Here is a 26,876-nt window from a genome sequence, read left to right on the forward strand (position 1 = left end):
TTTTATGTATGTTTTAATCGGTTACGGTATGATCCAGTTGGGATCTGGTGATTGTGATTTTATCCTTGATAAATTCCGGGATGTTGAATGACTTCATCCGGAGGTTGTTCTCGTCAGGATCTTTCTGCGGGAGCAGGAACGGTTTACTGAACTTTCCGTTTTTATTTAGGTGGGCGATAAAGAAACGGGTATAAAGTCCGTCCAGACGCCGGCTGCTGAATATGATCCATTTTCCGTTTGAAGACCAGGAGTGATAGCTTTCCACGTCCGGGCTGTTTAGTATATCGGTATTTACGGAAGCAGAATCTTGTAAAGATATCATTTTCAGATCTGCTTCCTTATGCCAAATAGGGAAAGTTGCATAATCTGATTCGGTGAAAAGTAGATATTGGTTGTCTGGTGAGATGCGGGGAAATGAAGCGCTTTTATTGTGTGCTGTATAGATCGTGTCTATCGTTTCTCCGAAAGAACCGCTATCTGGATCAAAGGAAACACTGCAAATGGAGTATTTGACCTCTCTCAACCTTTTAGGTAATTGTTTGGCAGGGGCTGTACAATAATATAGGCGTTTCCCATCAGGAGCCCATGCTGGAAATGTCTCGAAAGATTCCGGACTGTTGAAACGAGGATCTGTTATGACTGTGTTCCGGACCGGATCATATAAGATCAGATCTGATTCCAGATCGTAGACCTCTATAAGGTTCGGATTTCGGCTATAAAAAGACTGACGGGTGGCATTGGTTGAAAAAATGATGTATTTGCCGGATGGATGCCAATGGGGATAAGTTCCTTCTTTGGACGATCCGAGTTGCGATAATTGCACTTTGACGGGCTGGTTATTTTTAATGATGATTGTCCCTCCCGGAGTAGTCCGTGCATGAAACATGAAATCGGTAGGTGAATAATTGCAGAATGAATGGCAATTTACACATCCTTTTTCAGTCATATTACTGGAAATGATAATCTCTTCTTTGAAACAGTTTAAGGCTCTTTGTCGTATATCCATTTCGTGCCATGATTCGTAACCAGGTTCGACCAGTCGGTAGGCGATATATGGATCGATAGAGTCTGTGGTAATATAAATAGGAAAAGATTTGTATTGTACACCTTCCGGATAAGAATTGTTCCAAATAGATATGGATATATCTATCTGTTTTCCAATATTGCGCGAGATTATATGCCGCCACTTTTTTAAGGGTATATCGATTTTGTTTTTCCCTTCAATGCTAAATAATGGTTGGTTATTATTGGAAAAAATAGCTTTTATATGAGAAGAATTTTTGACTGTAAAGTTTAAAGGTGCAATATTGATAGGAATACTTATTTCTTTATAATCTGGAAAGATATTCGGATAGGTATTTTCCTGCTTTGATGCAATTCTATTTTCGGTGCATCCAGTGTAGATAAAGAAGGCTAATAAAGTAAATAATAATTGTTTCATATCTCGTTCTGTTAATAATAGCACTTTGCAAAGATGTATCAAATTTTTAATTATAAATATCAAAAGCATAGATAAAATTTGTGAGAACGTAAATATTTTTGTCCGTTGTGAAAGACACATGGGAACATGCATTAATCTTATTTATGTAAATACCGTATTATGATGAACAGATACAAATTCTTTATTCTTAGCCTCACTCTGATATGTGTGGCAAGCCTGTCGGCCAAGGATTATTATGCCACGGATTTTGGTGTGATAGCAGACGGCAAGACTTTGAATACAAACTCCATTCAGAAAGGAATCGACTTTGTGAACAAACTGGGTGGAGGACGCCTGGTCTTTACTGCCGGTAATTATCTGACGGGATCAATTTATCTTAAATCGAATGTGACACTTCATCTTGAAGAAGGGGCGACTCTACTGGGATCGACCAATCCCTGGGATTACGAAAAAGATTCGTATATTCGCTGGATGTCTATGATTTTCGCAGTCAAGCAGCAGAATATCGGTATAACGGGGAAGGGGACAATTAACGGGCGTGGTTTTCAAACCGCCAACAATATGGTGGACTATATCCAGCGAGGTATCTACGAAGACCCTCTGAAACTGGGTCGTCCGAACGAGACGAACCGTCCGCAGAATATTTATTTCCGCGAATGCGAGAATGTGACGATCAAAGATATTACCCTGCGGGATCCGGCAAGTTGGAACCAGACCTACGATCAGTGCAAAAATCTGTATATCGACGGCATACACGTCGATAGCAAATCCTATTGGAACAACGACGGGATCGATGTTGTGGACTGTGACGGCGTCGTGCTGAAAAATTCTTTTCTTGATGCGGCGGATGATGCCCTTTGTTTCAAATCGCACGATGCGAACAGTATGTGTCAGAATGTGGTGGTCGAGAACTGTGTAGGCCGTTCGAGTGCCAGCGGATTGAAATTTGGAACAGTGTCCCGTGGTGGTTTCCGTAATTTCAAGGTGAAGAATATTAAGATATACGATACGTATCGTTCGGCTATCACGTTTGCCGCGGTTGATGGTGCCTTGATCGAAAATATAGAGGTAGATGGTGTTCGCTCCATTCATACGGGAAATGTGATCTATCTTCGTATCGGCGACCGTTGGAGTGCAGGGAAGAAACCGGTCATGAAGAATATCACGATCAAAAATGTCTATGCCGAGATCCCGATGGATAAACCGGATGCCGGATATAATTATGAAGGGCCGATTGAAGACCTTCCGCGCAATATCTCACCTGCCAGCATTGTCGGATTGCCGGAATATAAGATTCAGAACGTGACGCTTCAGAATATCGAGATCGTTTCTCCTGGAGGCGGTAATCCTTACTACGCTTATCGTGGACTGACACCGGCCGAGTTGGACAGTATTCCTGAAATGGCGACTTCCTATCCGGAGTTTTCGCAGTTTAAGGAATTGCCGGCCTGGGGTTTTTACATTCGCCATGCTGAGGGAATCATTTTTGATAATGTGACGTTTAAGGCTTTGAAAAAAGATTACCGTCCGGCTATCGTGATGGATGATGCCGGGAAGGTGACCTTTAAGGATGTCCGGTTTGTCGAGCCGGAGAGTGAGGGAAAGAAACAGATATTCCCTTATAAGTCTAAAGTGCTAAAATGATAGCGTGATATCGGATAGGAAGGATGTATAGGATTAAAAAACAAAAAAGTGAGACAACATGAATAAGAATAAGTTATTTGCAAGTGTGATAGGACTTCTGTTTTTTGTGGCGGGGCTTTCGGCAAAAGATTATCAAGTTGCGATGTTTGGGATCAAATCTGACGGGGTGACACTCAATACCCGTTCCATTCAGCGGGCTGTTGATTATATAAGTGGACAGGGAGGTGGCCGGCTTGTTTTTTATGTGGGCCGTTATCTGACTGGTTCAATCGAACTGAAGTCGAATGTGACGATCCGTATCGAAGAAGGAGCCACTTTAGTTGCAGTTCCATCCGTTTATGATTTTAAAGGAGTAGGGGGATGTAATGCGATTATTTACGCAGACAAGCAAAAAAATATCGGTATCGGTGGAAAAGGTATTATCGATGGGCGTAGCATCGCTGTGCAGGCAAGTGTGGAAGAGCAATTGCAGAAAGGCCATATCGAAGGAAATGTATCCGGTTATGCACCGGCTTTGATCTGTATGGAAGGCTGCGAGGATGTAAAAATTGAACAAATCACCCTACAGGATGCAGCAGACATAGCCGAAATATATAAGGATTGCCATAATGTGACAGTCGACAAAGTCGTTGTGAATGCAGGTGCATCGGACCGGAAAGCAATTTCGATCTCTGGGTGTGATGGAGTGAAGATGACAGATTGCTACTTCAATATGACGGGGAATCCGTTGGAGAGTGCTGGGACATCCCGCAATCTAATATTTACAAATTGTGTAACACCAGACGGCAAAGCTGTCTCAAGCGATCAATAAAAGGAGGAAAAAATTATGCAGAGGAGATCATTTATCAAACAAAGTGTTTTATGGACAGCTGGTTGTGCTGTCGGTAGCCGTATGCCGTTGTGGGGTTCGGTCAGTGTAACCGATGAGATGAAGGGGACGGTCTTGCGTTCCGGTGAGCTATATAAATTATTTCGTGATCCACAATCTATTTATCGTCCGTTTGTCCGTTGGTGGTGGAACGGGGATAAGGTGGAAGCTGACGAGTTGAAACGTGAACTGCACATATTGAAGGATGCAGGTATCGGAGGGGTGGAGATCAATCCTGTAAAATTTCCCGGTAATGATACGGATGATTTGGGAAAGAAGTCGCTGCCCTGGTTGAGTGACGAATGGATCGATATGTTGAGGGTGGCTTTTGACGAGGCGAAGTCGCTTGATATGACCTGCGATCTGATTGTTGGTTCCGGTTGGCCGTTCGGGGCGGAGTTCCTGACGGGAGATGAACGGGCGGATGTCGTAGTAAATTATTCAGAGAAGCTGAGTGGGCCGATCGATTATGAAGTCTCTCGCGACGGTCTGTTCTGTGCGGCCGATCCTGCTATCAGTTCTCCTTTTCTCGGAAGGAAGATGGAGCTGGTTTCCTTGCAACTGGTTCCCGAACCGTTTGGCAGTCTTGACCAGGCTATCAACCTGATGGGTAAAGAGGTGGATGGGGCGTTCAAGTTTAAAGTGCCCGATGGAAAATATGTCTTGTTTGCCTTGGTCAAGATACGCGGTTTCCTCGAAGTGATCAATGGTGCTCCCGGTGCTACGGGACCGGTGTTGAACCACTTCAACAAGCCGGCCGTACAAAAATATCTGAACAATATGTCGGACAAGATTCAGAACCGTTTAGGCCCGTTGTCCGGCAATATCCGTTCTCTCTTTACTGATAGCATGGAACTGGAAGGCTCGAATTGGTCGTATGATATGGCGGAGGAGTTCAAGAAACGCCGGGGATATGATGTGCAACCGTATCTACCTTTCATTCTATTTAAGATGGGCAGCATGGGGAATGTGTTGACCTATGAGCCGAAGGTCCAGTTCACTCCCGAACTGGATGATACGATCCAGCGTGTACGCTATGACTTCGAATATACGAAAGCCGAACTGCTGCGCGAGCGTTTTACACAGACTTACCTGGACTGGTGTAAAGGGTTGAATGTGAAATCGCGTGCACAAGCCTACGGACGTGGTTTCTTCCCGCTCGAAAGCAGTCTGGACTATGATATTCCGGAATGTGAATCCTGGACGATGACCTGGTTACGCCATCGTTTGGGTGAAGAGATGTCGGAAGAGGACTACCGCCGGGGCCGTGCTTATACAATGGTCAATAAGTATGTGTCTTCTGCCGCCCATTTGCGTGGAAAGCGCCTAGTGAGTTGTGAGGAAATGACAAATACCTATACCGTGTTCAATATGACATTGGAGCTATTGAAGATCGGTGGTGACCAGACGGCTATTTCCGGTGTGACGCATTCTATCTTCCACGGTTTCAACTATTCTCCTAAAGAAGCTCCGTTCCCCGGATGGATTCGTTACGGGGCTTATTATAACGAGAATAACAACTGGTGGCCGTATTTCAAATATTATACCGCTTATAAAGGCCGCATGGCTTCCGCCCTGCAACATGGAACCATGTATGCGGATATCGCGATCTTGCATCCGATAGCCGATATGTGGAGCACCTTGGGAATGCAGAACGAGCCGTTCCCTGCCACTACCAATGTGAAATATAAGACATTGGTATGGGAGGCGATCCATAAGAACGGCAGCGGTTGCGACTATGTTTCTGAATCGATCATCCGGGATGCTGAGATGAAAGACGGTTACTTATGCTATGGTCCCCGCAAATACAAAACGCTTTTCCTGATCGAGGTGGAGAGTATGGAACCGGCTACCGCGCGTAAATTGTATGATTTTGTGACCTCAGGAGGACGTATCTTCTGCATCGAGGCTTATCCGCATAAATCAGTCGGCCTGAAAGATCATGACAAGCATGATAAGGAAGTGCAGGGATGGGTGGAAAAGATGAAGCAGATGGACGGGCGTTTTATATTACTCCATAAACCGGAAAAAGACTTTGTCGGTTGGTACCAGGGGGTACAGAAGGACTATGGATTGACATCGTATATGACTATCGAAAAACCTGATCCTTATCTGATGCAGAACCGTTATCAGGGTGATAACAGGGAAGAAATGTTTTTCTTCAGTTATGCGCACCGCTATAATTCGCATCAGACCCGTATTTCCTTTAGCAACGAGGTTGTAAAAGGCCGTCAGGGTTGGGTGTGGGATCTGGAAACGGGCGAACGGTACCGGTTGCCGCTGGATGTTGCCAACAGTTTCCTGTTCGACTTCGGTCCGGCTGATTCTCTCCTGATTGTGTTTGATAAGCAGAAGAGAGGAAATGATTACAAGCCGCTTCCGGTTTCCGGTGAGGATTTGAAAGATCTTTCGTCTGACTGGGATGTAGAGTTCCGTCACAGCCGTGAGAATACGGTACAGAATACCCATTTCGACAAACTGAAGGATTTAAAGGATACGGACTATGTGAATTTCTGCGGTACAATTGTCTATAGAAAGAAAGTCAATGTCTCTTCATCTGCCGGAATGGTGCTTAATCTCGGATTAGTGCATGGTGTATCGGAAGTATTCTTGAATGGGCAGAGCTGTGGTGTCAAATGGTATGGCCGCCGTATCCATCCGGTCGCAGCCCAATTGAAACAGGGGGAGAATACGGTTGAGGTACATGTCGTAACTGTTATGGGAAACTATATGAAGACGTTGAAGGATAATAAGATCGCTCAGGCATGGACCCGGAGGCAGGATGTAGTCCAATCGGCGGGACTGGTCGGACCGGTCACCGTTTATAGAGTTAAGAATTGAGAATTAAAAATTAAGAAATTAGGAATTTGAAGAGCTATGAATGTGATTAGGAAAATAATGATCCTGTGCTTACTGGTGGAAATGGTGGTTCCGGTGTGGGCAAAAGATTACCAGATGACTATGTTCGGGATCAAGTCGGATGGAACAACCATGAATACCCGTTCCATACAAAAGGCGATCGACTTTATTTCCGAGAATGGGGGAGGACGTCTGGTGTTTACTGTCGGACGTTATCTGACCGGCAGTATTCATCTGAAGTCAAATGTGACGATCCATTTGGGAGAGGGGGCCGTGTTGGTCGGTTCCACCAATCCTTATGATTATGATATGGAACTGAAAGCTTGGTATGGCTTGATTCTGGCTAACAAGCAGGATAATATCGGTATCACTGGCAAAGGGGTGATTGACGGTCGCGGACGTGAGCTTGCCAATAATTTCATCAACCAGGTTTATTCAGGGGTGATCAGGGATAAGTTGCAGTTGGGACGTGTTGCCAACCGTCCGAAACTGGTCTATTTCCGCGAATGCAAGAACGTGGAAATAAAAGGGGTGACGATGATGAACCCGGCATTCTGGACACAGACTTACGACCAGTGCGAAAATCTCTTGATCGACGGTATTACGGTGCATAGCCGTGCTTACTGGAATAACGACGGGATGGATATTGTCGACTGTAACGGTGCATTGATTCAAAACTGTTATGTGGATGCGACAGACGATGCGATCTGTCTGAAATCCCATAGTGCCGATGCTGTCTGCCAGAATATCGAGGTGCGCAACAATACGGTCTGTTCAAGTGCAAGCGGTATTAAGTTCGGTACGGCTTCGACGGGTGGTTTCAAGAATATAAAGATTATCAATAATACTGTATTCGATACGTTCCGTTCGGCCATAACGATCCAGGCGGTTGATGGCGGACAGGTTGAAAATGTGGTAGTGGATAGCCTCCGTTCCATCAATACCGGAAATCCAATCTATTTGGTGGTGGGAGAACGCCGTGAAGGTCGTCGTAGCCGGATGGACAACGTGCATATCTCGAATGTTTATGCCGAGGTCCCGGCAACAAAACCGGACGCAGGATATGACTACGAAGGGCCGACGGAAGATAATCCGCGCAATGTCTCGCCTTCCGGCATTGTCGGCTTGCAAGACAACAAGATTACGAATGTCTCCATAGAGAACGTCGAGATCGTTTATCCAGGCGGCGGTAACCCGTTGTATGCTAAAGTTGGGCTGAACGAACTGGACAAGGTGCCGGAAATGCCGAAGGCGTACCCTGAGTTCTCTCAGCATAAGGAGTTACCGGCTTGGGGCTTCTATGTCCGTCATGCCGATGGCGTCACTTTTAGGAATGTGAAGTTGACAGCCTTGAAGAAAGACTATCGTCCGGCTATCGTTCTGGACGATGTGCATAACGGTACATTTACGAAGATTAAAGTGGTTGAACCGTCTGCCGGAAAGAAGGAAAAAATACATGCTTACAAGTCTACGAAGATAAAAAAATAGAACGTGTATCCGCGTATTCCGCATGTTCTGCCCTATACACCTTTTTGCTGGTGAAATTTGTGTTTATATGGTTGTATAATACGTTTTTATGCCTAAAGTTTTGTAGGGCGGAACTTTTTTTACATGCGGTTTTCGATACTACTCCGGTCTATTGGAGAAACATTGCAAAAGTCATTTTGATTCCTCTTCCATAGGGATAACGGATCTCTATTTTCATATTTCTTGTTTTCCGCAGGATGAAAATAGATAAAATTGCCTTAATAGCTTGTTATATAGTGATTTTTCCTTTACAATCGGAAGCAAATGAAATTCACATTCTGTTTTTTCTCATAGTTAAATGTTTAGTTATACAAAGAAAAAGGGAGAAAAGATTTTGAACCTTTCCTACCTTTTATAGATCATTTTCGTGATGAAAACGGTTTTAGAAATACCCGTGCGTTTCCACATCTCCGTATTTAAGGGCTATTTCTACCCGTTTGACTGTGAATGTCTTTTCTTCTTCGGACTGGAAACATATGCGGTTATATCCCTGTTTGAGGATTTTGTCGGGGAGGATAAAGGCATATTCTTTTTCTCCTTTTTCCAGCCCGCGTTCCCTGTCGTATAGGTAAGTATAGGCTGGCATTTCTTTCTCAACCGCTTCCCCATTTACCGTCAGTCGGCAGATTATCGGATGATTAGTGCGAATGAATAGGATTGCTTCTTTCGGATATCCTTCTTCTACCGAATCGCCGATATAAAGATCTACCTCTTTCTGCTCGTCCTTGCCTATTTTTAGTGGGAGTGGAGAGTCTGGCTTTATATTATACTGTATAACCCCGTCAGACAGCGCATAGATCTTATTCCGGCCTTTTAAAGTTTCCAGCGAACCTAACTCTTGTAGCAGTTCCGGCATCATGATCCGGCAAACTTGGCCACCGTCTTCTAGGTATAGCTTCCCGTCATGCTCGGAGTTGAGGGCACCGAAATAGTAATTGAACAGGTAGATCCCGTCTGCTCCCTGTGAAAGGATATGAGAACACATCCCCCTGTGCATACCGTGTGACCAGAATTCCCGTGGGCGGTAGCCTCCGTCGTCAATCGAACTGTAGAACGGAATGTTGAGATCTTTCCCCATTTCTTCTCGGAACTTGGCTACCGGCATGGCAGGATCTCCCCTCCAGTGAACACCTGTACTGATAAAGTCTAGCAGTCCGAGGCGCAGCCATTCACGTATATCCAGACCTTTCATCATGTTTTGTTCGACTGTTGGCGCTACACGTGCGGAGAGCAGGATCTTTCTGCCTTGTTTGGCTGAGACTTCATCCACTTTCTGACGGATGTCTTTCACCAATTGTGTCATCAGCGGTGCGTTCTGTGGCCCTGTGCCTGACTTGAAGTAAACGATAAAGCGCATGAAGTCGAGATCGTATCCGTCGATTATGTCGGCGTAATTTTCCAATTGCTCGGAAACAATCGCCAGCTTACGGTCGCGCACTTCCTTTATGGCAAAGTCAAAAGCTCCGCCGCTGTTATAACCTTGTGTCGTGTCGTTCAGCCAGTATTCTGGATGCTGAATCCAGAAATCGGTGTACGAGATCGGACAATGGGTAGTTGTATCATTGAAATGTAAGTCGTTCATCCGGTAGGTGATGAAGGCTTCCATCCCCTTCTTCTTAGCCCTCTTTAAAGTGTAAGCGACCAAGTCTGTCCCTTCTTTTTCCAGGTTCTGATGGTTTCGGTAGTATTTTCGGAAAGAATTATACTGAGCTGTATCACAACCACAATCCAACGTTCCGTCCAGATCGTCTCCCATCACATGGCCATATTTGGAACGGACATAGAAGAAATCGCTGCCGGAGCACATCATATAGGTCGTAACCTGTGAGTTCGCCACCATATCGACGCAGGAGTCCAGGTCGGCAAGTGTAAGCGGACGATACTTGAACCAGCGGTTTCCTAACAGGTCGGAACCATCGTTATTATGAATGATCCGGAATGTTCGTTCGGGTACTTTTTTTACATCGGGTGCACAGGCAAAGAAAGCCTGTGCACATAAAAGAATCGAGAGATAGTTAATTATAAGTGATTTCATGGTGTGTCGTGTGTTTATTCGATTAACGAATAAGGCTTTTCCTCTGCTGTGAACAGCCTTTTCTTATTAGGGTTCGAAGTCATTTGGAAGACCAGTTCACCTCCATTCATGATGTCCTGATGGGTGATGTACGCCTTTGTATAAGGTTTACCGTTTAGGGTAACGGATTTGATGTAACGGTTCTTGTCGCTGACCTGATCCGCTCTGACTGTAAATGTTTTTCCGTTTTCTAGGTTTATCTGCATGTAAGGCAGATAAGGAGCTCCGATGACATACTGGTCGGTACCGGGGCATACTGGATAAAAGCCCATGGCCGAGAAGATGTACCAAGCGGACATCTGGCCGCAGTCGTCGTTGCCGCATAAGCCGTCGATATTGTTGCGGTACATACGGTTCATAATCTCGCGAATCCAGTATTGCGTTTTCCACGGTTCGTCGGTCCAACTGTATAAATAGGGAATGTGGTGGCTTGGTTCGTTACCGTGGACATAAGTGCCGAGTAGACCTTCCCGTGTCACATCTTCGGTTTGGGCGAAGAACTCGTCTGGCAGATGCATGGTGAACAGGGAGTCCAGCTTATTGATAAAGCTGCGGTTGCCACCCATTAAGCGGATCAGATCGGATGGAGCCTGCGGTACATAGAAAGAATAGTTCCAGGCGTTTCCTTCGATAAAACCTTGTCCGTGTGTGCTGAGCAGGTCGATATCTTTCTTCCAGCTACCGTCTTTGTAACGTGGACAGGCGAAGCCCAGACCTGGTTTGAACACGTTCTTATAAGAGAGTGCACGCTTCTTGTAGGTCTCTGCTGTCTGCCGGTCACCCGTTAGGAGTGCCGTGTGGTAGACCGTCCAGTCTTCATATGCATTCTCCAACGTGATGGAAGCGGAAGTGGGGGAGTTGTCGAAAGGGACATATCCTAATTGTTTGTACTCGTCTGTATGATCATAATAAGGTACGTTTGAACTGCTGACCATTGCTTTGACTGCCTCCTGTTTGTCGATCGGCAAGCCTTTGGTGATGGCATCGGCTAGAACGGAAACCGAGTGGTAGCCGATCATACACCAGTTTTCGTTACCCATATGCGACCAGACCGGTAGCAGGTGATGCACACTTTGGCTGTAATGGGCGAGCATCGATTTCACAAGATCCGTGCTGACATCCCGTTTGATAATGTTGAACAACGGATGCAAAGCTCGGTACGTGTCCCAGACAGAAAATACGGTATAGTTCGTAAAACCTTCGGCCTGGTGAATATTGTGATCAATCCCCCGGTATTTCCCGTCTACATCCATATAAACGGACGGGTTGATCATCGTATGGTACAAAGATGTATAAAGCATGGATAGCTGGTCGTTACTGCCTTTCGCATCGATTACAGACAACGCGTTTTCCCATTTCCCATTTGTTTCCTTGTGGATCGTGTCGAACGATTTTCCGGTGGTTTCCGCTTGCAGGTTCTTTAAAGCTCCGTCTGTTCCGACAGCCGAAAGAGCTACTTTGATTTCGAGAGGGGCGCTTCCTTCCTTGAATTCGAAGTAGGAAACGACTTTACGCCCTCCGATCTCCGGGAAGTTCTCCGCTGTATTGAAACGCCGGAATCCTCCAGGGTAGTTGACTTTCTCCCGGTCCGTATATCCGTAATGGGTAATTGGTTGGGAGAATGAGATAGCAAAATAGGTATAATTTACGCGACTCCATCCGTTGGTAATACGGTAGCCCGTAAGCAGGGTATCGTTTTCGACCCGGAGGTTTGCCCATAACACTTTGCCATCATAATTGTAGATACCGTGGTTGAGGTCGAGGATCAGTTGTTTTTTCTGATCGGCTGGATAGGTATATTTATGAATACCGACCCGTTCGGTTGCTGTCAGTTGTACATTGATTAGATCGTCGGACAGTTGTACTTCGTAGTAGCCTGGGCGGGATATTTCGGTGTCATGGCTGAATCGGGAACGATAGCCACTGTCCGGATTATCGGCCGTTCCGGGGTTGATCTGTAATTCTCCGGTGAAAGGCATCAGCAGGATATCACCGAGATCGGAATGCCCTGTTCCGCTGAAATGCGTATGGCTGAAGCCGACGATGGAGCTGTCCTTATGTTGGTAGCCGGCACAGTATTCATACGCGCGAGGTTGATAAACTCCATCGATGTTATGAGGAATGGTATCGGTGTCAGGACTTACCTGTACAATGCCAAACGGAGCACAGGCACCGGGGAATGTATGTCCCATCCCGTTTGTTCCGATGATTGGGTTTACCTGATCAGTCTTTTGTGCCATAACCGGCATGGTCATGCAGACAAGAGCGACAAACAGTGATTTCATTTGTTTTTGCATATACGTGTTTTTCTTATTTTCTGGAATGTTCAAAAGTAATCAAAGTCGTAAATATGCACATGTATTTTTTGTCGGATTTATTTAGATATTTGGCTAAATGGTGAAAAGCTACAACGCCTCTGGGGATTTGACCAGTTGGAGAACCTACTGAGGTCCGGCAAAGAGGTTGATATGATTGTTGTCGTTTTCGTTAATGAATATAAATCACAGTTTTAATTTTTACGAAAGATACATATAGTATCCATATAAGAACAAAAAAGGCCGCCTCTTTTTATAGAGACAGCCCTTTCAGATATATGGAATAAGTTTGTTATTATTTAACCAATGCAGCGAATTCGCTGTTAGTTGCATACTTTGCAAATTCCAGGTCGATAGCAGCTTCTTTAGCCATAGCCTTGTCTGCAGCGATAGCAGCTTTCAGGTTGCTGATAACTGCGTTAGCATCGTTTGTACGAGCAGCTACGATAGCTTTCAAGTAAGAAGTTGTAGCGTCAGGTTTAGCAACTGCGTTCAAAGTCTGAGATGCTTTGCTGTAATCCTTAGTCAGGATCTGAGCCAGTGCAGCGTTGTTAGACTTAACTGAACCGAAAGAGTTGGCAGCCTTAGCCCATTCACCCTGCTCCAAATACAGAACACCCAAAGCTTCGCCTAATTCAGCAACGCCTGCAGCGCTACCGAACAACTGCTGAGCCTTAGCCTGGTCACCCTTAGTCAAAGCGATCAAACCTAAATTCATGTTAGCTTCAGGATTAGCTTTTACAGAGTTTGATTTGTTGAACATCTGTTCTGCCTTAGCCAGGTCGCCGGCACGGAATGCCATCATACCGATGTTGTTCCAAGTGCGGTAGCAGTTAGGATACAGTTCAGAAGCTTTTGTATAGATAGCCATCTTTTCTGAATCATTGTTAGTCAGAGTTGCAGCGTACAGAATTTCTTCGATGTTCAGTTCAGAAGGATTGCTCTTAGCCAATGCGCTGATTTCGTCGTCAGACTTACCGATGATTTCGATGTTGGCAGTTAAACGAGAACGACGAAGTTGCGGCAGGATTGTTTCAGCCAAGTCAGAGTAAACAGCAGAGATGTTCTTGATTTCTTTTTCTCTTGTTTCAGGATCCTGATACATAGAGATAACTCTCAGCACGAGGTCTTTATCCTGCAGGTTGGAAGCCTGTACCAGTTCTTTGAAGCCTTCCCAGTCCTGAGCGGTGTAACGAGCGTCAACCGGAGCGTCAACCTTCATTTTCTTCAACTCTTTAGCCAGATATTTACTTGTGTTGCCTTCACGGCGTTCAGCCAGGCCGGTGTTCAGTTTAACACCACCGTCAGGAGAAGCGTAAGCAGAGATTTCGATTGCTACGTTCTGGTTAGGAGCTTCGTCAGCGTTCTTAACAAGTTCTTTCCATTCTTTGATTGCATCAGAGTTCAACTCTTTAGCACGCAGATTGGCCTGCTGGATAAGGAACATGATGTTTGCGTCGTGAGCTTCTTTGATGATACGCTGGAATTTGTCTGCTGCGATAGCTGCGTTAGCAGTAGCTGCGTCAGCCAATTCAGATGTAGCGATCACACCTTCGCCGATTTTTACGTCCGGCAATTTAACTGTCTTGTTCTTGATCTTTGCGTCGAAAGTCAGATACAATTCAGATTTTTTCATTTCCGGTTTGTAAGTGAAAGCAGATTTCATGGTTACGTTAGCACCTGCTTTCTGCGGGATAACCTGGTTGTTACCCTTTACTTTTTCACCTTGGTAAGTGTAAGATGTTCCCCATGCTTCACCACCGGCATAACGAAGAACCGGAGTTACGGTTACGACTGCTTTTTTGTTGAACCATTTTGCAGGGAATGTGGCATTAATAGTCACAGGAACTTTGCCTCCGATGGCCTCAAGCGGCTGCGGTTCAGCTTTGATGTACTCTTCAGCTAACGGTTTCAACTTGTTTGAACAAGAAGAAAAAGTCAGAATTGCTGCCAATACAAGGAAAGGCATTAAATACTTTTTGTTCATAATTTGATGTAAGTTTAAAATGTTACTATGTTTATATATTCACTTTCAAATATCCCTTAGCCATCAAAGTGCAAAACTAAAGCATTTTTTTGTTATGAAGAGCAAACAAGAGATAAAATCTTTCTAATTAATACTTATTAATGAATCTTGTCTTCCTTTTTTCCGGCCTGATGTCAAAACAGATAGGAAATGAATCTGGTGAATCCTTCTGAATTTCGTTTGACCCTTATTGTCAAATTTTAATCAAAACAGAGCTTTTTGAGTATAAAGTTTGTTATTATAAACAATCTTCACAATATACACGCCGGCCGGAATCGAATCGATCGGCAAGGTCACCTGTTGTCCGGTGATGGAATAATTGCGTACAGGCTTTCCGGTGAGCGAAACCAAAGAGAGCGAAGCTTTGCTGATGGGATCAGCAAAGTCGATGTGGATCGTATGCCGGTATCTGTCGACAGATAGGCTAACATCCGTTGTCGCCTCTATGTGCTCGTTGGCTGTTCCACCTCCTTCGTTCGGATCCATTCCGGTGCAGATAGGAACCGTCACTCCGACAGGATCGAGCCAATATTTGAGCTGCTTACTGCTATCGGCAGGCTCGGACCAGCTTTTTTGTATAGAGAAAAAGAAGTCTTCGACCGGATTGAGGCAACTGGAAGCACCGCCTGTCAAGCCTCCGATGACACGGTTGTCGCTATCTAAAAGGGGAGAACCGGACGAACCACCGGCTGTACAGCCTGTCGTCCAGCGGCCTACCTTCCAGTGTGAATTTTCATTGAAGTCGGTAACCTGTATTTTATAGGTTGTCAGTTCCACGTTTCCCTCGGCAAGGTTAAGCCTCTTGAGCGATCCGCCCGGATGGTGGATACATGTATAAGGAGCTGTTCCCGCATCCTGTGCGTTCCAGCCGGCATAATAGGCCCGGTAATCGGCAGGCGGTGTGTCCTGCAATTCCAGTAACGCCATATCTGTTAATTCGTTCACGGCTCGGAAATGAGCCGAGGCGATTGTCTGGTCGGTACGTCCGGGTTCAACCGGACTGCATTGGAGGCTGTTGTAATTGAAGTAACAGACGATATTACCCGCCACCTCTTCATAATCCGGATTTTTGACTTGGAATTGGTTGTTCAGGCAATGTGAAGCCGTAAGGAGGTAAGGTTTCCCGTCATTTGCCGTGTTGTTGATGAGCGTTCCCGTACAACCAGTCGTCCCGTTGATGATCATCAGGACAACACTGCGTTCGATAGCGTCGTAGCGAGTTGTCGAATCCTGGTAACAAGCTACGGCCGGCATACATTGGAAAGCCGCAAAGTCGGGCTGCGGTTCCGAGATTCTGAACTTCCGGTAGCCGTGGTTCACCTCGCCGACCGCGAGCTTTCCGGGAAAAGCGGCTTCCATCGGTTCTTGGTATTCGATGATTAGTTCGTCTCCTTGGATCGGGGCGACGGGCAGAATGCTGCGTTCCGAATTGTTCAAGTGGTTGAATGAGCCCAATACTTCCGATTGGTCGTTATTGTATAGGAATACGCGTGCGCCTTTGGGCAGATGGTATTCGCTGAACATTACATTGAGGGAGAGCGCACCTTCGGAACGTATACCAAGCCGCCAGACCTTTGTCCCGTCGGGCAGTGTGAAACGGACTCCGGAATTCTCCGGTCTATAGTCCGTCATGAATTTATAGGCAAAGCGGAATCCACTCCTGAGGCCGGTCGCTTCGAGCGAGTCGAGCCGGAGCTGTTCCGCTAGGTCGAACGGGGGCATTATGATAAACATATCCTCTGTCAGGCTTTTGGTGGCCGTGAGAGGGAGCGGTTGCCCTCCGTGACTGATCTGTGCCTTGACGGAAACACTAAGAAACAGGCATAATCCGAAATATATTATAATAAGATGTTTTGCCATAGTAGCAGCAAATATACGATTTTAAGGAAATAATCAGCTATTTCAGATTCATTTTAAAATTGCTCCTGATATTTGTCCTGTCGAAAGATTAGACAGATAAGAAGTAGAATTGTAAAAGAAGAATCAAATGAAGAAAATTTTAGCCCTATTAGTTTGCCTGCTTATCGTAAGTATAAGCGTTCGCGCGGACGATGACCGTCCGGTTCGTTTTGACCAGCTGCCCGTTAAGGCACAGGCATATGTAAAGAAATATTTCCCGCAGGAAAAGGTGGCGTTGGCAAAGATGGAAAAGGATTTCTTTGACAAGAAGTATGAAGTGATTTTTGCCAGTAGCAGCAAAGTGGAGTTCTTTAAGGACGGAACCTGGAAAGAAGTGGATTGCAAATATTCTGCTGTTCCCGAAGCCGTTATTCCCGAAGCCATTTTGCACTATGTAAAGGCCACTTATCCCGATCATAAGGTCGTTAAGATCGAAAAGGAAGATCGGGGATATGAGGCGAAACTTGCTAACGGTATGAAGCTGGAGTTTGACAAGAAGTTTAACTTGATAGATATAAACAATTAATAGAGAACTGATTTAAATAGAAACAGTATGATGAAGAATGTATTTTTACTTGCGGCACTGTCTTTGTGCCTGTTCCAAAGTTGTGACAATGATGACGACGGACCGATTCCCAGCTATGTGAGTGCCGAGACCAAAACAGCCTTCGACGAAAAATATCCTTCGGCAAAGGATGTGGAGTGGGAGACGCGTAACGATTATTTGGTTGTGGATTTCAAACAAGATAAAGTAGAGAAGGAAGCTTGGTTCGACAATAGCGGAACCTGGTATATGACGGAAACGGATATCCCTTTTGTACGACTACCTGATGTGGTGAAGACAGCTTTCCAGCAAGGCGAATATTCGACTTGGAAGGTGGACGATGTGGATATGATCGAACGCCGGGATGTCGAGACTGTCTATGTGCTCGAAGTGGAACAAGGCAATAGCGAGGTGGATCTTTACTACTCCCCGGATGGTATCCTGGTGAAAACTGTTCTCGATGCGGGTGGAAACGATGGGTATGAAGATTTCATCCCGTTCCAACCTCCCTTTTCCGTAGAGGCTTACATCAAAGAACATTATCCTTCTGCCCGCATCTTGGATATCGATCGGGAAAAAGGTATGACAGAAGTTGAAATATTAGATGGAACGGCTTGTCGTGAACTCCTTTTCGACGACGGAGGTGCTTGGGTGCAGACTAAAACGGAACTTCGTATTTCCGCACTGCCGGATGTGGTAATGGCTGCTATTAAGGCTTCGCAATATGCAACCTATAAGATCGACGATGCTGATTTCATCGAGACCCAGACTGGCGAATGGTATCTCGTTGAACTGGAATCCGGTAAGCAAGATGTGAAACTCCGCATAGACACTACCGGAAAGATATTGTAGAAACCCGTCCTTATCGTTTTCAGGTTCATGGGAGACAATTGGACATGGAATCCAGCATATCGGAGATAATCCGGCTTTGTTTTCCAGCCGCCAAACAGGTGATAGCCCGTTCCCATGTCCAAAACTTAGCATTTGCAGCCGTGCAGGAGATGCGCAGTAGCTTCCAAAGCGATTAGCGTTTTGGAGCAACGGACGTTGTTGCTTAATCCAATTCCAACTTGATGACCGTTCCGTATGAAGGGACATTCCTGAATGCTTCTTTCAGGTCATACTTTCCGGCATAAACGTGGGCACAGATTAAGACACCGCCATGCGTAAAAAGGCATACTTTCTGCAAGCTGCTTCTCCTTATTTCGTCCAGGAAATGACTGACCCGGTTGTATTGATCTTGCAAAGATTCGCCCGAGGGAGCCGGAATGTTGATCCAGTCATTGAACCAGGCTTTCGATCGAGGATCGGAGGATAGTTCGTCCCACGATTTCATTTCCCATTCTCCGAAACTGATTTCTTTGATGCGGTCTTCCTTTTCTGCGTCCGGGTAGCCACAATAGGCGGCGAGGCGGGTGCAGCGTGTAAGCGGGCTACTCCACACCTTGTCGAATGTATGGCCGGATAAGGTCTTTTTTACGGCTTCTGCTTCCTTCTCGAACGTGGGGCGGAGGGGAACGTCGGTCTGTCCGTATGCATAGCCGGCGGGAACGTTGACGGAAGTATGTCTGACCAGATAAATTTCCATGTAATATGTGTTTTATATGAGTGTTGTATAAATAAGGGCTATCCCCAGGTAGAAGCTCAATTCACAAAGCAAGAAGGTCGCTCCGCAGCAGTCACCTGTATAACCTTGTATTTTCTTTTTCATCAAATAGGTGAGGGAACAGAAGACGAGAATAGGCAGTAGGCCTGCCAGGTAATAGACGGGTTCCGGCAGCCAGAACATCGGAATAAGAGCGGAGAACAGGCAAAATGTATATTCGCTTGTTGTCATCCGGCTGTAAACCGTTTTGTTTTTAGCCTCTTCTTCCTTGCGTGCATAGGGAAGCCTGTTAATGATCATTCCGGCAACTCCTTTGGAAAAAGGATCGCCTGCCAGTATCGCACTTCCGGCAAGAGCCAGTGGCAGGCTGCTCAATAACGTATATAGAAGCGCAAAATAAAGAATCAACCCGATCACTCCGTAGCTTCCTATATGTGAATCCTTCATGATGGAAAGGATTCGTTCGCGAGAGGTCCCTCCCCCGAAGCCGTCGAAAAAGTCGGCAAGCCCGTCTTCATGAAGGCAACCGGTTATCAGCAGGCGGGTGACGATTGCCAATAACACGGCAACACTTGTCGGCAGGACCAGTGAAGTGGCATAAAGCACGATCACGGAAAACCCGGCAGTGAGCCAACCGACCAGCGCCCAGCGGCTGACTACATTCTTGAAATATTCCGAAGGCACTTCAGCTAGCCGCCAGAAAGGGAGGCGGGTGAAAAAGATGAAAGCGGCGAGGATATGGAGCATGGTTGATAATTAAAGAATGAAAGAATTAAAAGTATTTGGTGATGGAGGCCTGTTGGAAACTGTGCATCTCGTTGATCATACGGACTGCTGAGTCTACAATCGGATAGGCGCATACGGAACCGGAACCTTCACCCAGGCGTAAGCCGAGATTTAGCAGCGGCTTAGCTTGTAAGATATCCAGTACACGTTTGTGCCCGGCCTCGTCCCCGCAGTGTCCGAATATACAATAAGGAAGCATTTCCAGATACAGGCGTGACGCAGCCAGTACGCAGTTCGTCATGATAAAGCCATCCACCAGGATGACCATCTTTAACTCGGCTGCACGGAGCATGCCTCCCACAGCCATCACCATCTCATAGCCGCCGAAATAGCGGATCACATCCAGCGGGCTGTTATCTCCCTTGTAATGAGCGAGCGCCTTTTTTAAGACATTATATTTATGTTTGACCCCTTTGCTGTCCAAGCCGCTTCCGGCTCCTACGCAATCGATCAGCGGGATTCCCGTCAGACAAGTCATCCACATACTTGATGCAGCGGTGTTTCCGATTCCCATCTCTCCGAAACTGATCACGTTGCACCCATTGTCGTGGCAATCTGTGACAATGTCGGCACCATATTGGATGGCCAATTCCATCTCATCCTGTGTCATGGCCGCTTCATGCAGGAAGTTGCGGGTCCCTTTCCTGATTTTCCGGTCGATCAGCTCCGGGATAGCAGGGAAATCAAAATCCACACCACCGTCGACAATCTTGATTTCGAAGCCGTGTTGGCGTGAAAGGAAACAAATGCCCGCTCCTCCGTTCAGGAAGTTATGTATCACCTGGCGTGTCACTTCTTTGGGTGATTGGCTGACTCCTTCGTCGGCGATCCCGTGGTCGGATGCATATATAACGTTGACCGGATGATGAAGCTCCGGGGATAATGTTTGCTGGATCAGGCCGATTTGAAGTGCAATTTCTTCAAGCGTACCCAGTGACCCTTTGGGCTTCGTCAGATTATCGATTTTGTCCTGCAAGGCTGTGGCAATAGCGATGTCAGGTTTTTGAATGTTGAAAGAGATCATTGTATCGTGTTTTTATTATTTTACCTTCAATGGAATACCGCTCACCATGAGAATAACTTCGTCGGCACGGGATGCGATGTATTGGTTAAGCCAACCTTGCAAGTCCGTGAACCGGCGTTGCACCGCATCGGGAGAAACACCGCCTAACCCGATTTCGTTTGTGACGAAGATCAGATAGGCATCTTGCTCTGTAAATTTATTAAATTCTTCTTTTAACTCGGCGAGGGAACGATTCGTGTCGCCCTCATTGTCGAAGAAAAAGTTCGTTCCCCAGAGAGTGACACAATCGATAACGACGACACGGCCGTCCAGATTGTGGAGACTCAGGTATTTTTCTTCCTCGATATTCGTCCATTCCGGTCCTCGATCGGCCTGATGGCGAAGCACACGCTCGCGGAACTCTTCGTCCCAGACACGTGATGTCGCCAGGTAAACTGGATGGGCCGTCAGTGACAAAGCGAGCTTTTGTGCATATCCGCTTTTTCCGGAACGTTGGCCGCCTGTCACTAAAACGATATGCTTTTTCCCCATTGTCTTATTCTCCTTTCGGTTTATTGCGGGCAGCAGCACGCTTTGCCTTGTTGAGCGGGTTGTTCTTGCTTGTCTTGCGTAACGCTGCTGATTTCGGGGAAGAAGCCAGGCGTTGTGCAACGGCCGACCGTCCTAATGATTTGCCGAATTTGGGGCGCAGCGCTTCTTTTAGCATCTCTTTGTCGATGCCGGTCGTCTTTGTCTCTTTTTTTGTGCTTTCTCCATTGCGTGCAGCATGACGGGCCGCTGCATATTTATTGTATTTTACATATTTGCCGGGGCGCAGGCCTTTTGAGCCGGTTGCCGGGGAAGCCACCTTCTTTTCGGATGCCGTCGTAGGCAAGGGCTTTGTCTTCTTCGCCTTTTTTTCCTGTCCGGCAAGTTCCAGCTTTTGAATATTGATCCGTGCGGAAGAAGTTTGTTTGCCTGTATGCTTTCCGATTTTAACTTGTATATCATCTAGCATGACAATATCGCCTTCCGTCACTTTCTGCCCGACTTGAGGCAGGCTGCCGTTTACGGTGACACGCCCTTCTTCGATGAATTTGTCCGCTTCCCTGCGTGAACAAAGGCCGGAATCACTGATGAGTTTATTTAATCTTACTTCCATTCTATACGTATTTATTTAGTGGATAATTATTGATATTAAACAAACAATAAGCCCCATGGCAAGTTCGGCATTGTTGTTTATTTTGATGGCAATCAACATGTCTTCTGTTGTGAAAGCCCGTTCGTTAGTCCCGATGTAAGGCTTTTCCACCGGTTTCCCGAAATAGTCGTGGGTTCCCCCGAATCGGCAATTTAAGATAGCGGCAAGGGCAGATTCCGGATAGCCTGAATTCGGGCTGGCATGAGCCGGACCGAAACGCTTGACGAAGTCCATTTTGTTTAAATTGCCGGAGACAGCCAGCATCAGCCATGCAGTCAACCGGGCAGGAATATAATTGGCAAGATCGTCGAGCCTTGCAGCAATCTGTCCGAATTCTAAATAGCGTTCATTTTTGTAGCCGATCATCGAATCGAGCGTGTTTACCATCTTGTAGGCTATCATGCCGGGGAGCCCGAGCAGGGCAAACCAAAACATAGGAGCTATCACACCGTCGCTCAGGTTTTCTGCGAGCGTTTCGAGGGCAGCGGCCCGTATCTCTTGTGGGGAGAGGCGGGATGTGTCGCGGCCTACGATCCGCCCGACCTGTCTGCGTCCTTCTTCCGTGCTGCGGTCTACTGCTTCGAAAACGGCTTTCACTTCTTTGATTAGCGTTTTTCCTGCCAGGCAGTAAAAGACACCTATCCCGACTAAAATCGAAGCGAACAGCGGGTAAAAGTACCCGGCAAGTGCCAGTATCCGTTCGCAAAGCAAATAAGTACCGGCAACCAGTACGAGCGCCATGACACCTCCTTTGACAGCTCGATCATTCCCTTTGTTCAGTGTCTTTTCTCCTAAGGAAATCACTTTGCCGAAGCCCACAACCGGATGTGGCCATCCTTCAGGATCGCCCAACAGACGGTCTGCCAGCCATCCACCGATAAACGGGAGGGCTTTTGCCATATAAAACGATTGCTGAAACCAATAATACATATTGGTGGCAAAGGTAAAAATATAATTCCAGTTATGGAATCCATCGCCTATATTCCTCATGATTTACCGAGGTAAAATTGGAGGCGGAAAATATGTTCTTTGTTCTGATACCGGTAGGAAATGTGCAGCCCGTATTGGCGGCAGATCGCTTCGGCTATGGCGAGGCCTAGCCCGGTCGATTCCTTTTTCTTGCTCCCCTGGTAGAAACGTTCGAAGATATGTTCGCTGTCGAGTGGTTCGGTTTGTCCCGTGTTGGCAAGAGTCAGCGAGTTGGTTTGGATCGTGACACGGACGTGCCCTTTTTCCTTGTTATGGATAAAAGCGTTTTTCAGAAGGTTGGAGACGAGTGCTTCCGCCAGTGTCTCGTTCATCGTTATCGTCAGCCGGCCCTGTTCCTCCAGTGAGATCTGTGCTTCGTAGTGGCTGAATATCTCTTTGTAATCATCCAACAGCCGTTTGACAATGCTGTTGATTTCGACCGGACGGCTGTCGGTGAATTGCCCGTTGTCGATCCGGGAGAGGAACAGCAGGGATTTATTCAGCCGGACGATGTAGTTCAGTGTATGCTTGGTTTTGAACAGTTCTTCCATTTGCTCCTCCGTCAGTTCCGTATTGTCGAGCAGCCATTCGATGCGGTTGTTACAAACGGCGAGCGGTGTCTGGAGTTCGTGCGATGCATTGCCGATGAATTGCTTCTGCTGTTTGAATAGCTGTTCCGAACGTTCGACGGCCTGGGCGGCAGCTTCGTTCAGTCTGCGGAATTCCGGGATATGGGTGTCGTTGGGAACAGGTTCGTGCTGCTTGCCCGGCAAATAACTGTCCAGCCAGTGCAGTAGCGCGTATAGCGGGCGCAGGCTCCGGTAGAACACCCAGATGCTGACTGTAAGCAGGGTAACCAGCAAGACGATATAAAGAAAGAGAATCCAGTTGGCGACGGCTTCCCGTAAGTCTTCTTTTTCAAAAGAGGGAGTCGAGACTTCTAACAGGAAATAATTGTCGTCTTTGTCGGCGAAAATGGTTCGCAGCACGCGTGCCGGTTCGGTTTCTTCCTTTTCCTTTATATAGATGTCGGCATCGTAGTATTCGATCGCTGGGTATTGTCCGGCCTCTTCCCGAGTGATGGGACGGATGGAATAGCTATTGTTGGTCCCGTCGTTTTTTGAAGGAAGCTCTTTGCCGGCAAGCGATCGGATGATGATCGTCTCGGAGTAGTCTTCCAGCGCATCGTCTACTTCGTCGTTGATTTCGTCGATCATGGTGAAGTAGAAGAAAACTGTCCATACTGTCAGGACGATCAGCAGCGCCAGAGACAGGCGGATCAATATGCGGTAAATCAGTTTCATGTCTGCCGTGCCTTATTCTTCTTCGTTGATGACTAATTTATATCCGAAGCCGTAGATGGAGCGGATCTCGATTGTCGCACCTGCTTTCTTTAGCTGCTGTCGCAGGTTCTTGACCTGTGCGTAGACGAAATGGAAACTGTCCGCCTGGTCGACATGGTCGCCCCAGACCGCCTCGGCCAGTACGGCCTTGTCGATGATATGGTTCGGGCGGTTGGCAAAATAGAACAGGATGTCATATTCTTTCTTGAGAAGTTCCAGCTCCTTGTCGCCAACGAATACCCGGAAACTGTCCGGTTCGATCCGCAGGTTTCCCAGCTGGAGGGAACGCGAACCGTCTCCACGCTGTCGTCTCAGTACGCTTTTGATCCGGGCGTTGAGCTCGGCCAGATGGAAGGGTTTCGGAAGATAGTCGTCCGCTCCCTGTTCCAGTCCCAGGACCTTGTCCTCGATGGAGTCGCGGGCAGAGATGATGATGATGCTTTCCCGCTTCTGCTGCTCCTTGAGCATTTCCAACAGCTTCAAGCCGTTCCCGTCCGGTAACATGATGTCGAGCAGGATACAGTCATAGCTGTAGTCCGCTATTTTCAGGCTCGCTTCGTAGAAAGTGTCCGCTGTTTCCACTACATATCGCTCTTTTGCCAATGTTTTCTGCATCAGTTCTCTGAGCGAAGGTTCGTCTTCAACTATTAATATCTTCATAAATATCGCCTTATCTGTATCCAAAGATACAAAGCGAATTTAAAATAAACTTGAAATGATCATTTTAAAAAGGCAAACAACTGTCGAATCTCATGATTTTTAATTAAGTTTGCCAGTCCGTTCAAGGATATGATTTTAAAACCAATATTATAAATTAAAATACAAACGCTATGGCAACAACTCCTTTCAAGTATCAGGCTCCGTTCCCATTGGGCCCGGATACAACAGAGTATTATCTGCTTACAAAAGATTATGTTTCGGTTTCCGAGTTCGAAGGAACTCCGGTTCTGAAAGTAGCGAAAGAAGGTCTTACGGCAATGGCCAATGCCGCTTTCCGTGATGTATCCTTTATGCTTCGCCGCTCGCACAACGAGCAGGTGGCTAAGATCCTGAGCGATCCGGAAGCAAGTGATAACGATAAATATGTGGCGTTGACTTTCCTGCGTAATGCAGAAGTTGCTGCTAAAGGTGTACTTCCTTTCTGTCAAGATACCGGAACGGCTATCATCCATGGCGAAAAGGGACAGCAGGTATGGACCGGCTACTGCGACGAAGAAGCGCTTTCGTTGGGTGTTTATAAAACCTACACGGAAGAAAACCTGCGCTATTCGCAGAACGCTCCCCTGAATATGTATGACGAAGTGAACACCAAGTGCAACCTGCCGGCCCAGATCGACATCGAAGCTACAGAAGGCATGGAGTATAAGTTCCTGTGTGTGACAAAGGGAGGTGGTTCTGCTAACAAGACTTACCTGTATCAGGAAACAAAGGCGATCCTGAACCCGGGAACTTTGGTCCCATTCATCATCGAAAAGATCAAGACATTAGGTACGGCTGCTTGTCCTCCTTATCATATTGCAGTGGTGATCGGCGGTACTTCTGCTGAAAAGAACTTGCTGACGGTGAAGTTGGCTTCTACACATTATTATGACGAATTGCCTACGACCGGTAACGAGTATGGTCGCGCTTTCCGGGACGTCGAACTGGAAAAAGAAGTGTTGGCCGAAGTGCATAATATCGGTTTGGGCGCACAGTTCGGTGGCAAGTATCTGGCACATGATATCCGTATCATCCGTCTGCCGCGCCACGGGGCTTCTTGCCCGGTCGGTTTGGGTGTCAGTTGCTCGGCTGACCGTAACGTGAAATGTAAGATCAACAAAGACGGTATTTGGATTGAGAAGTTGGACAGCCATCCGGGCGAACTGATCCCGGCTGAACTGCGCGAAGCAGGTGAAGGCGATGCTGTCAAGATCAACCTGAACCAGCCGATGGCAGAGATCCTGAAAGAACTGGATAAATATCCGGTAGCTACCCGTCTGTCTCTGAATGGCACAATCATCGTAGGTCGAGACATTGCTCATGCCAAACTGAAAGAACGCCTGGATCGCGGTGAAGACCTGCCTCAGTATATCAAGGATCATCCTATCTATTATGCCGGTCCGGCCAAGACTCCGACCGGTATGGCTTGTGGTTCTATGGGCCCGACGACTGCCGGCCGTATGGACTCGTATGTTGGCCTGTTCCAGAGCCATGGTGGCAGCATGGTCATGTTGGCGAAAGGTAATCGTAGCCAGCAGGTGACGGATGCTTGCCAGAAGTATGGCGGTTTCTATTTAGGTAGTATCGGTGGCCCGGCTGCTATCCTGGCCCAGAATAATATCAAGAGCATCGAATGTGTGGAATATCCCGAATTGGGCATGGAAGCGATCTGGAAGATCGAAGTAGAAGACTTCCCTGCATTCATCCTGGTAGACAACAAGGGTAACGATTTCTTCAAACAGATCAAACCGCGTTGTACTTGCAGTAAGTAAGGCGTGTTTTACGTTCATATAAAAAGGGAGGGAGTGGAGAGATTCATTCCCTCTTTTTTGTTGAAGGTCGATATTTTTTATTTGATTTTTCCAATTGAATATGTGCTTTTGTAGTAAATCATTGATAGTTATGTGTGAATATACATAAATAGAAAAATGGTTCTTTCCAATGGGAAAACAGTGAGGATAAATGTGGAAGTCAGTAAGGTGGTCGAACGTATTTATTTGGAAGGCTGGAAAAAGGGGGTTATCATACCATTTGGGGATAAGGGAACTTTTATGTAGCTAATCCGGACGGAA

At 46.6% G+C, this 26,876-nt stretch carries 20 protein-coding genes; 7 read left to right on the top strand and 13 right to left on the bottom strand.

Annotated features, from left to right (window positions below):
* Positions 1-13 precede the first annotated feature (13 nt).
* On the bottom strand, positions 14-1,006 hold the full coding sequence (locus tag NQ564_RS16710) for a TolB family protein (protein ID WP_227963178.1): 993 nt from the start codon (positions 1,004-1,006) through the stop codon (positions 14-16).
* A gap of 597 nt (positions 1,007-1,603) precedes the next feature.
* On the opposite strand from NQ564_RS16710, the gene NQ564_RS16715 reads away from it, so the two are divergent.
* From NQ564_RS16715 to NQ564_RS16730, 4 genes are read left to right on the top strand one after another with little or no spacing between them, the layout of a single operon-like run.
* Complete coding sequence (locus NQ564_RS16715) at positions 1,604-3,085, top strand: glycoside hydrolase family 28 protein (protein ID WP_021863034.1); 1,482 nt, start codon at positions 1,604-1,606, stop codon at positions 3,083-3,085.
* A 58-nt stretch (positions 3,086-3,143) separates the two neighbouring features.
* Positions 3,144-3,896 carry a glycosyl hydrolase family 28 protein gene (locus NQ564_RS16720; RefSeq protein ID WP_008147098.1) on the top strand — a complete coding sequence of 251 codons (753 nt, stop codon included), beginning with the start codon at positions 3,144-3,146 and terminating at the stop codon, positions 3,894-3,896.
* Between the two features lie 15 nt (positions 3,897-3,911).
* Positions 3,912-6,794 carry a glycosyl hydrolase gene (locus NQ564_RS16725; protein ID WP_087375529.1) on the top strand — a complete coding sequence of 961 codons (2,883 nt, stop codon included), beginning with the start codon at positions 3,912-3,914 and terminating at the stop codon, positions 6,792-6,794.
* A 36-nt stretch (positions 6,795-6,830) separates the two neighbouring features.
* Positions 6,831-8,300, top strand: a complete 1,470-nt coding sequence (locus NQ564_RS16730; RefSeq protein WP_008147104.1) for a glycoside hydrolase family 28 protein — start codon at positions 6,831-6,833, stop codon at positions 8,298-8,300.
* A 421-nt stretch (positions 8,301-8,721) separates the two neighbouring features.
* On the opposite strand, the gene NQ564_RS16735 is transcribed toward NQ564_RS16730, so the two are convergent.
* The 4 genes from NQ564_RS16735 to NQ564_RS16750 form a co-directional block, all read right to left on the bottom strand.
* Positions 8,722-10,374: a glycoside hydrolase family 10 protein gene (locus tag NQ564_RS16735; protein ID WP_008147110.1), complete on the bottom strand. Its 1,653-nt coding sequence runs from the start codon at positions 10,372-10,374 to the stop codon at positions 8,722-8,724.
* Between the two features lie 14 nt (positions 10,375-10,388).
* Positions 10,389-12,710 carry a GH92 family glycosyl hydrolase gene (locus tag NQ564_RS16740; protein WP_008147112.1) on the bottom strand — a complete coding sequence of 774 codons (2,322 nt, stop codon included), beginning with the start codon at positions 12,708-12,710 and terminating at the stop codon, positions 10,389-10,391.
* Positions 12,711-13,023: 313 nt separating this feature from the next.
* A complete protein-coding gene (locus NQ564_RS16745; protein WP_008147116.1) occupies positions 13,024-14,715 on the bottom strand; it encodes a tetratricopeptide repeat protein in 1,692 nt (563 codons plus the stop codon).
* Between the two features lie 243 nt (positions 14,716-14,958).
* Complete coding sequence (locus NQ564_RS16750; RefSeq protein WP_008147118.1) at positions 14,959-16,614, bottom strand: trypsin-like peptidase domain-containing protein; 1,656 nt, start codon at positions 16,612-16,614, stop codon at positions 14,959-14,961.
* Positions 16,615-16,741: 127 nt separating this feature from the next.
* Between NQ564_RS16750 and NQ564_RS16755 the strand changes: the two genes are divergently transcribed.
* Both NQ564_RS16755 and NQ564_RS16760 read left to right on the top strand, forming a co-directional pair.
* Positions 16,742-17,179, top strand: a complete 438-nt coding sequence (locus tag NQ564_RS16755; protein WP_008147119.1) for a PepSY-like domain-containing protein — start codon at positions 16,742-16,744, stop codon at positions 17,177-17,179.
* Positions 17,180-17,206: 27 nt separating this feature from the next.
* Positions 17,207-18,049 carry a PepSY-like domain-containing protein gene (locus NQ564_RS16760; protein WP_008147121.1) on the top strand — a complete coding sequence of 281 codons (843 nt, stop codon included), beginning with the start codon at positions 17,207-17,209 and terminating at the stop codon, positions 18,047-18,049.
* A gap of 202 nt (positions 18,050-18,251) precedes the next feature.
* Here NQ564_RS16760 and cobC read toward each other — a convergent pair whose 3' ends face one another.
* From cobC to NQ564_RS16805, 8 genes are read right to left on the bottom strand one after another with little or no spacing between them, the layout of a single operon-like run.
* Positions 18,252-18,785: an alpha-ribazole phosphatase gene (gene cobC / locus NQ564_RS16770; RefSeq protein ID WP_008147125.1), complete on the bottom strand. Its 534-nt coding sequence runs from the start codon at positions 18,783-18,785 to the stop codon at positions 18,252-18,254.
* Between the two features lie 12 nt (positions 18,786-18,797).
* The gene (locus NQ564_RS16775; protein ID WP_008147127.1) at positions 18,798-19,550 is read right to left on the bottom strand and encodes an adenosylcobinamide-GDP ribazoletransferase; all 753 of its coding nucleotides are present in this window, start codon (positions 19,548-19,550) and stop codon (positions 18,798-18,800) included.
* Between the two features lie 25 nt (positions 19,551-19,575).
* On the bottom strand, positions 19,576-20,613 hold the full coding sequence (gene cobT, locus NQ564_RS16780) for a nicotinate-nucleotide--dimethylbenzimidazole phosphoribosyltransferase (protein WP_008147130.1): 1,038 nt from the start codon (positions 20,611-20,613) through the stop codon (positions 19,576-19,578).
* Between the two features lie 15 nt (positions 20,614-20,628).
* Positions 20,629-21,144: a bifunctional adenosylcobinamide kinase/adenosylcobinamide-phosphate guanylyltransferase gene (locus tag NQ564_RS16785; protein ID WP_008147131.1), complete on the bottom strand. Its 516-nt coding sequence runs from the start codon at positions 21,142-21,144 to the stop codon at positions 20,629-20,631.
* A gap of 4 nt (positions 21,145-21,148) precedes the next feature.
* On the bottom strand, positions 21,149-21,754 hold the full coding sequence (locus tag NQ564_RS16790) for a S4 domain-containing protein (RefSeq protein ID WP_008147133.1): 606 nt from the start codon (positions 21,752-21,754) through the stop codon (positions 21,149-21,151).
* 15 nt (positions 21,755-21,769) lie between these two features.
* Positions 21,770-22,723, bottom strand: a complete 954-nt coding sequence (gene cbiB / locus NQ564_RS16795; protein ID WP_036608030.1) for an adenosylcobinamide-phosphate synthase CbiB — start codon at positions 22,721-22,723, stop codon at positions 21,770-21,772.
* Between the two features lie 56 nt (positions 22,724-22,779).
* Positions 22,780-24,066 carry a sensor histidine kinase gene (locus NQ564_RS16800; protein WP_008147137.1) on the bottom strand — a complete coding sequence of 429 codons (1,287 nt, stop codon included), beginning with the start codon at positions 24,064-24,066 and terminating at the stop codon, positions 22,780-22,782.
* Between the two features lie 12 nt (positions 24,067-24,078).
* A complete protein-coding gene (locus NQ564_RS16805) occupies positions 24,079-24,765 on the bottom strand; it encodes a response regulator transcription factor (protein ID WP_008147139.1) in 687 nt (228 codons plus the stop codon).
* A 170-nt stretch (positions 24,766-24,935) separates the two neighbouring features.
* Between NQ564_RS16805 and NQ564_RS16810 the strand changes: the two genes are divergently transcribed.
* Positions 24,936-26,576: a fumarate hydratase gene (locus NQ564_RS16810; RefSeq protein WP_008147141.1), complete on the top strand. Its 1,641-nt coding sequence runs from the start codon at positions 24,936-24,938 to the stop codon at positions 26,574-26,576.
* Positions 26,577-26,876: the final 300 nt, after the last annotated feature.

The sequence above is a fragment of the Parabacteroides johnsonii DSM 18315 genome (genome assembly GCF_025151045.1).
Lineage (GTDB): Bacteria > Bacteroidota > Bacteroidia > Bacteroidales > Tannerellaceae > Parabacteroides > Parabacteroides johnsonii.

Coding starts and splice junctions, on each gene's coding strand:
- NQ564_RS16710 (WP_227963178.1), bottom strand. CDS start 1,006: ATGGATATACGACAAAGAGCCTTAAACTGTTTCAAAGAAGAGATTATC.
- NQ564_RS16715 (WP_021863034.1), top strand. CDS start 1,604: ATGAACAGATACAAATTCTTTATTCTTAGCCTCACTCTGATATGTGTG.
- NQ564_RS16720 (WP_008147098.1), top strand. CDS start 3,144: ATGAATAAGAATAAGTTATTTGCAAGTGTGATAGGACTTCTGTTTTTT.
- NQ564_RS16725 (WP_087375529.1), top strand. CDS start 3,912: ATGCAGAGGAGATCATTTATCAAACAAAGTGTTTTATGGACAGCTGGT.
- NQ564_RS16730 (WP_008147104.1), top strand. CDS start 6,831: ATGAATGTGATTAGGAAAATAATGATCCTGTGCTTACTGGTGGAAATG.
- NQ564_RS16735 (WP_008147110.1), bottom strand. CDS start 10,374: ATGAAATCACTTATAATTAACTATCTCTCGATTCTTTTATGTGCACAG.
- NQ564_RS16740 (WP_008147112.1), bottom strand. CDS start 12,710: ATGCAAAAACAAATGAAATCACTGTTTGTCGCTCTTGTCTGCATGACC.
- NQ564_RS16745 (WP_008147116.1), bottom strand. CDS start 14,715: ATGAACAAAAAGTATTTAATGCCTTTCCTTGTATTGGCAGCAATTCTG.
- NQ564_RS16750 (WP_008147118.1), bottom strand. CDS start 16,614: ATGGCAAAACATCTTATTATAATATATTTCGGATTATGCCTGTTTCTT.
- NQ564_RS16755 (WP_008147119.1), top strand. CDS start 16,742: ATGAAGAAAATTTTAGCCCTATTAGTTTGCCTGCTTATCGTAAGTATA.
- NQ564_RS16760 (WP_008147121.1), top strand. CDS start 17,207: ATGATGAAGAATGTATTTTTACTTGCGGCACTGTCTTTGTGCCTGTTC.
- cobC (WP_008147125.1), bottom strand. CDS start 18,785: ATGGAAATTTATCTGGTCAGACATACTTCCGTCAACGTTCCCGCCGGC.
- NQ564_RS16775 (WP_008147127.1), bottom strand. CDS start 19,550: ATGCTCCATATCCTCGCCGCTTTCATCTTTTTCACCCGCCTCCCTTTC.
- cobT (WP_008147130.1), bottom strand. CDS start 20,613: ATGATCTCTTTCAACATTCAAAAACCTGACATCGCTATTGCCACAGCC.
- NQ564_RS16785 (WP_008147131.1), bottom strand. CDS start 21,144: ATGGGGAAAAAGCATATCGTTTTAGTGACAGGCGGCCAACGTTCCGGA.
- NQ564_RS16790 (WP_008147133.1), bottom strand. CDS start 21,754: ATGGAAGTAAGATTAAATAAACTCATCAGTGATTCCGGCCTTTGTTCA.
- cbiB (WP_036608030.1), bottom strand. CDS start 22,723: ATGTATTATTGGTTTCAGCAATCGTTTTATATGGCAAAAGCCCTCCCG.
- NQ564_RS16800 (WP_008147137.1), bottom strand. CDS start 24,066: ATGAAACTGATTTACCGCATATTGATCCGCCTGTCTCTGGCGCTGCTG.
- NQ564_RS16805 (WP_008147139.1), bottom strand. CDS start 24,765: ATGAAGATATTAATAGTTGAAGACGAACCTTCGCTCAGAGAACTGATG.
- NQ564_RS16810 (WP_008147141.1), top strand. CDS start 24,936: ATGGCAACAACTCCTTTCAAGTATCAGGCTCCGTTCCCATTGGGCCCG.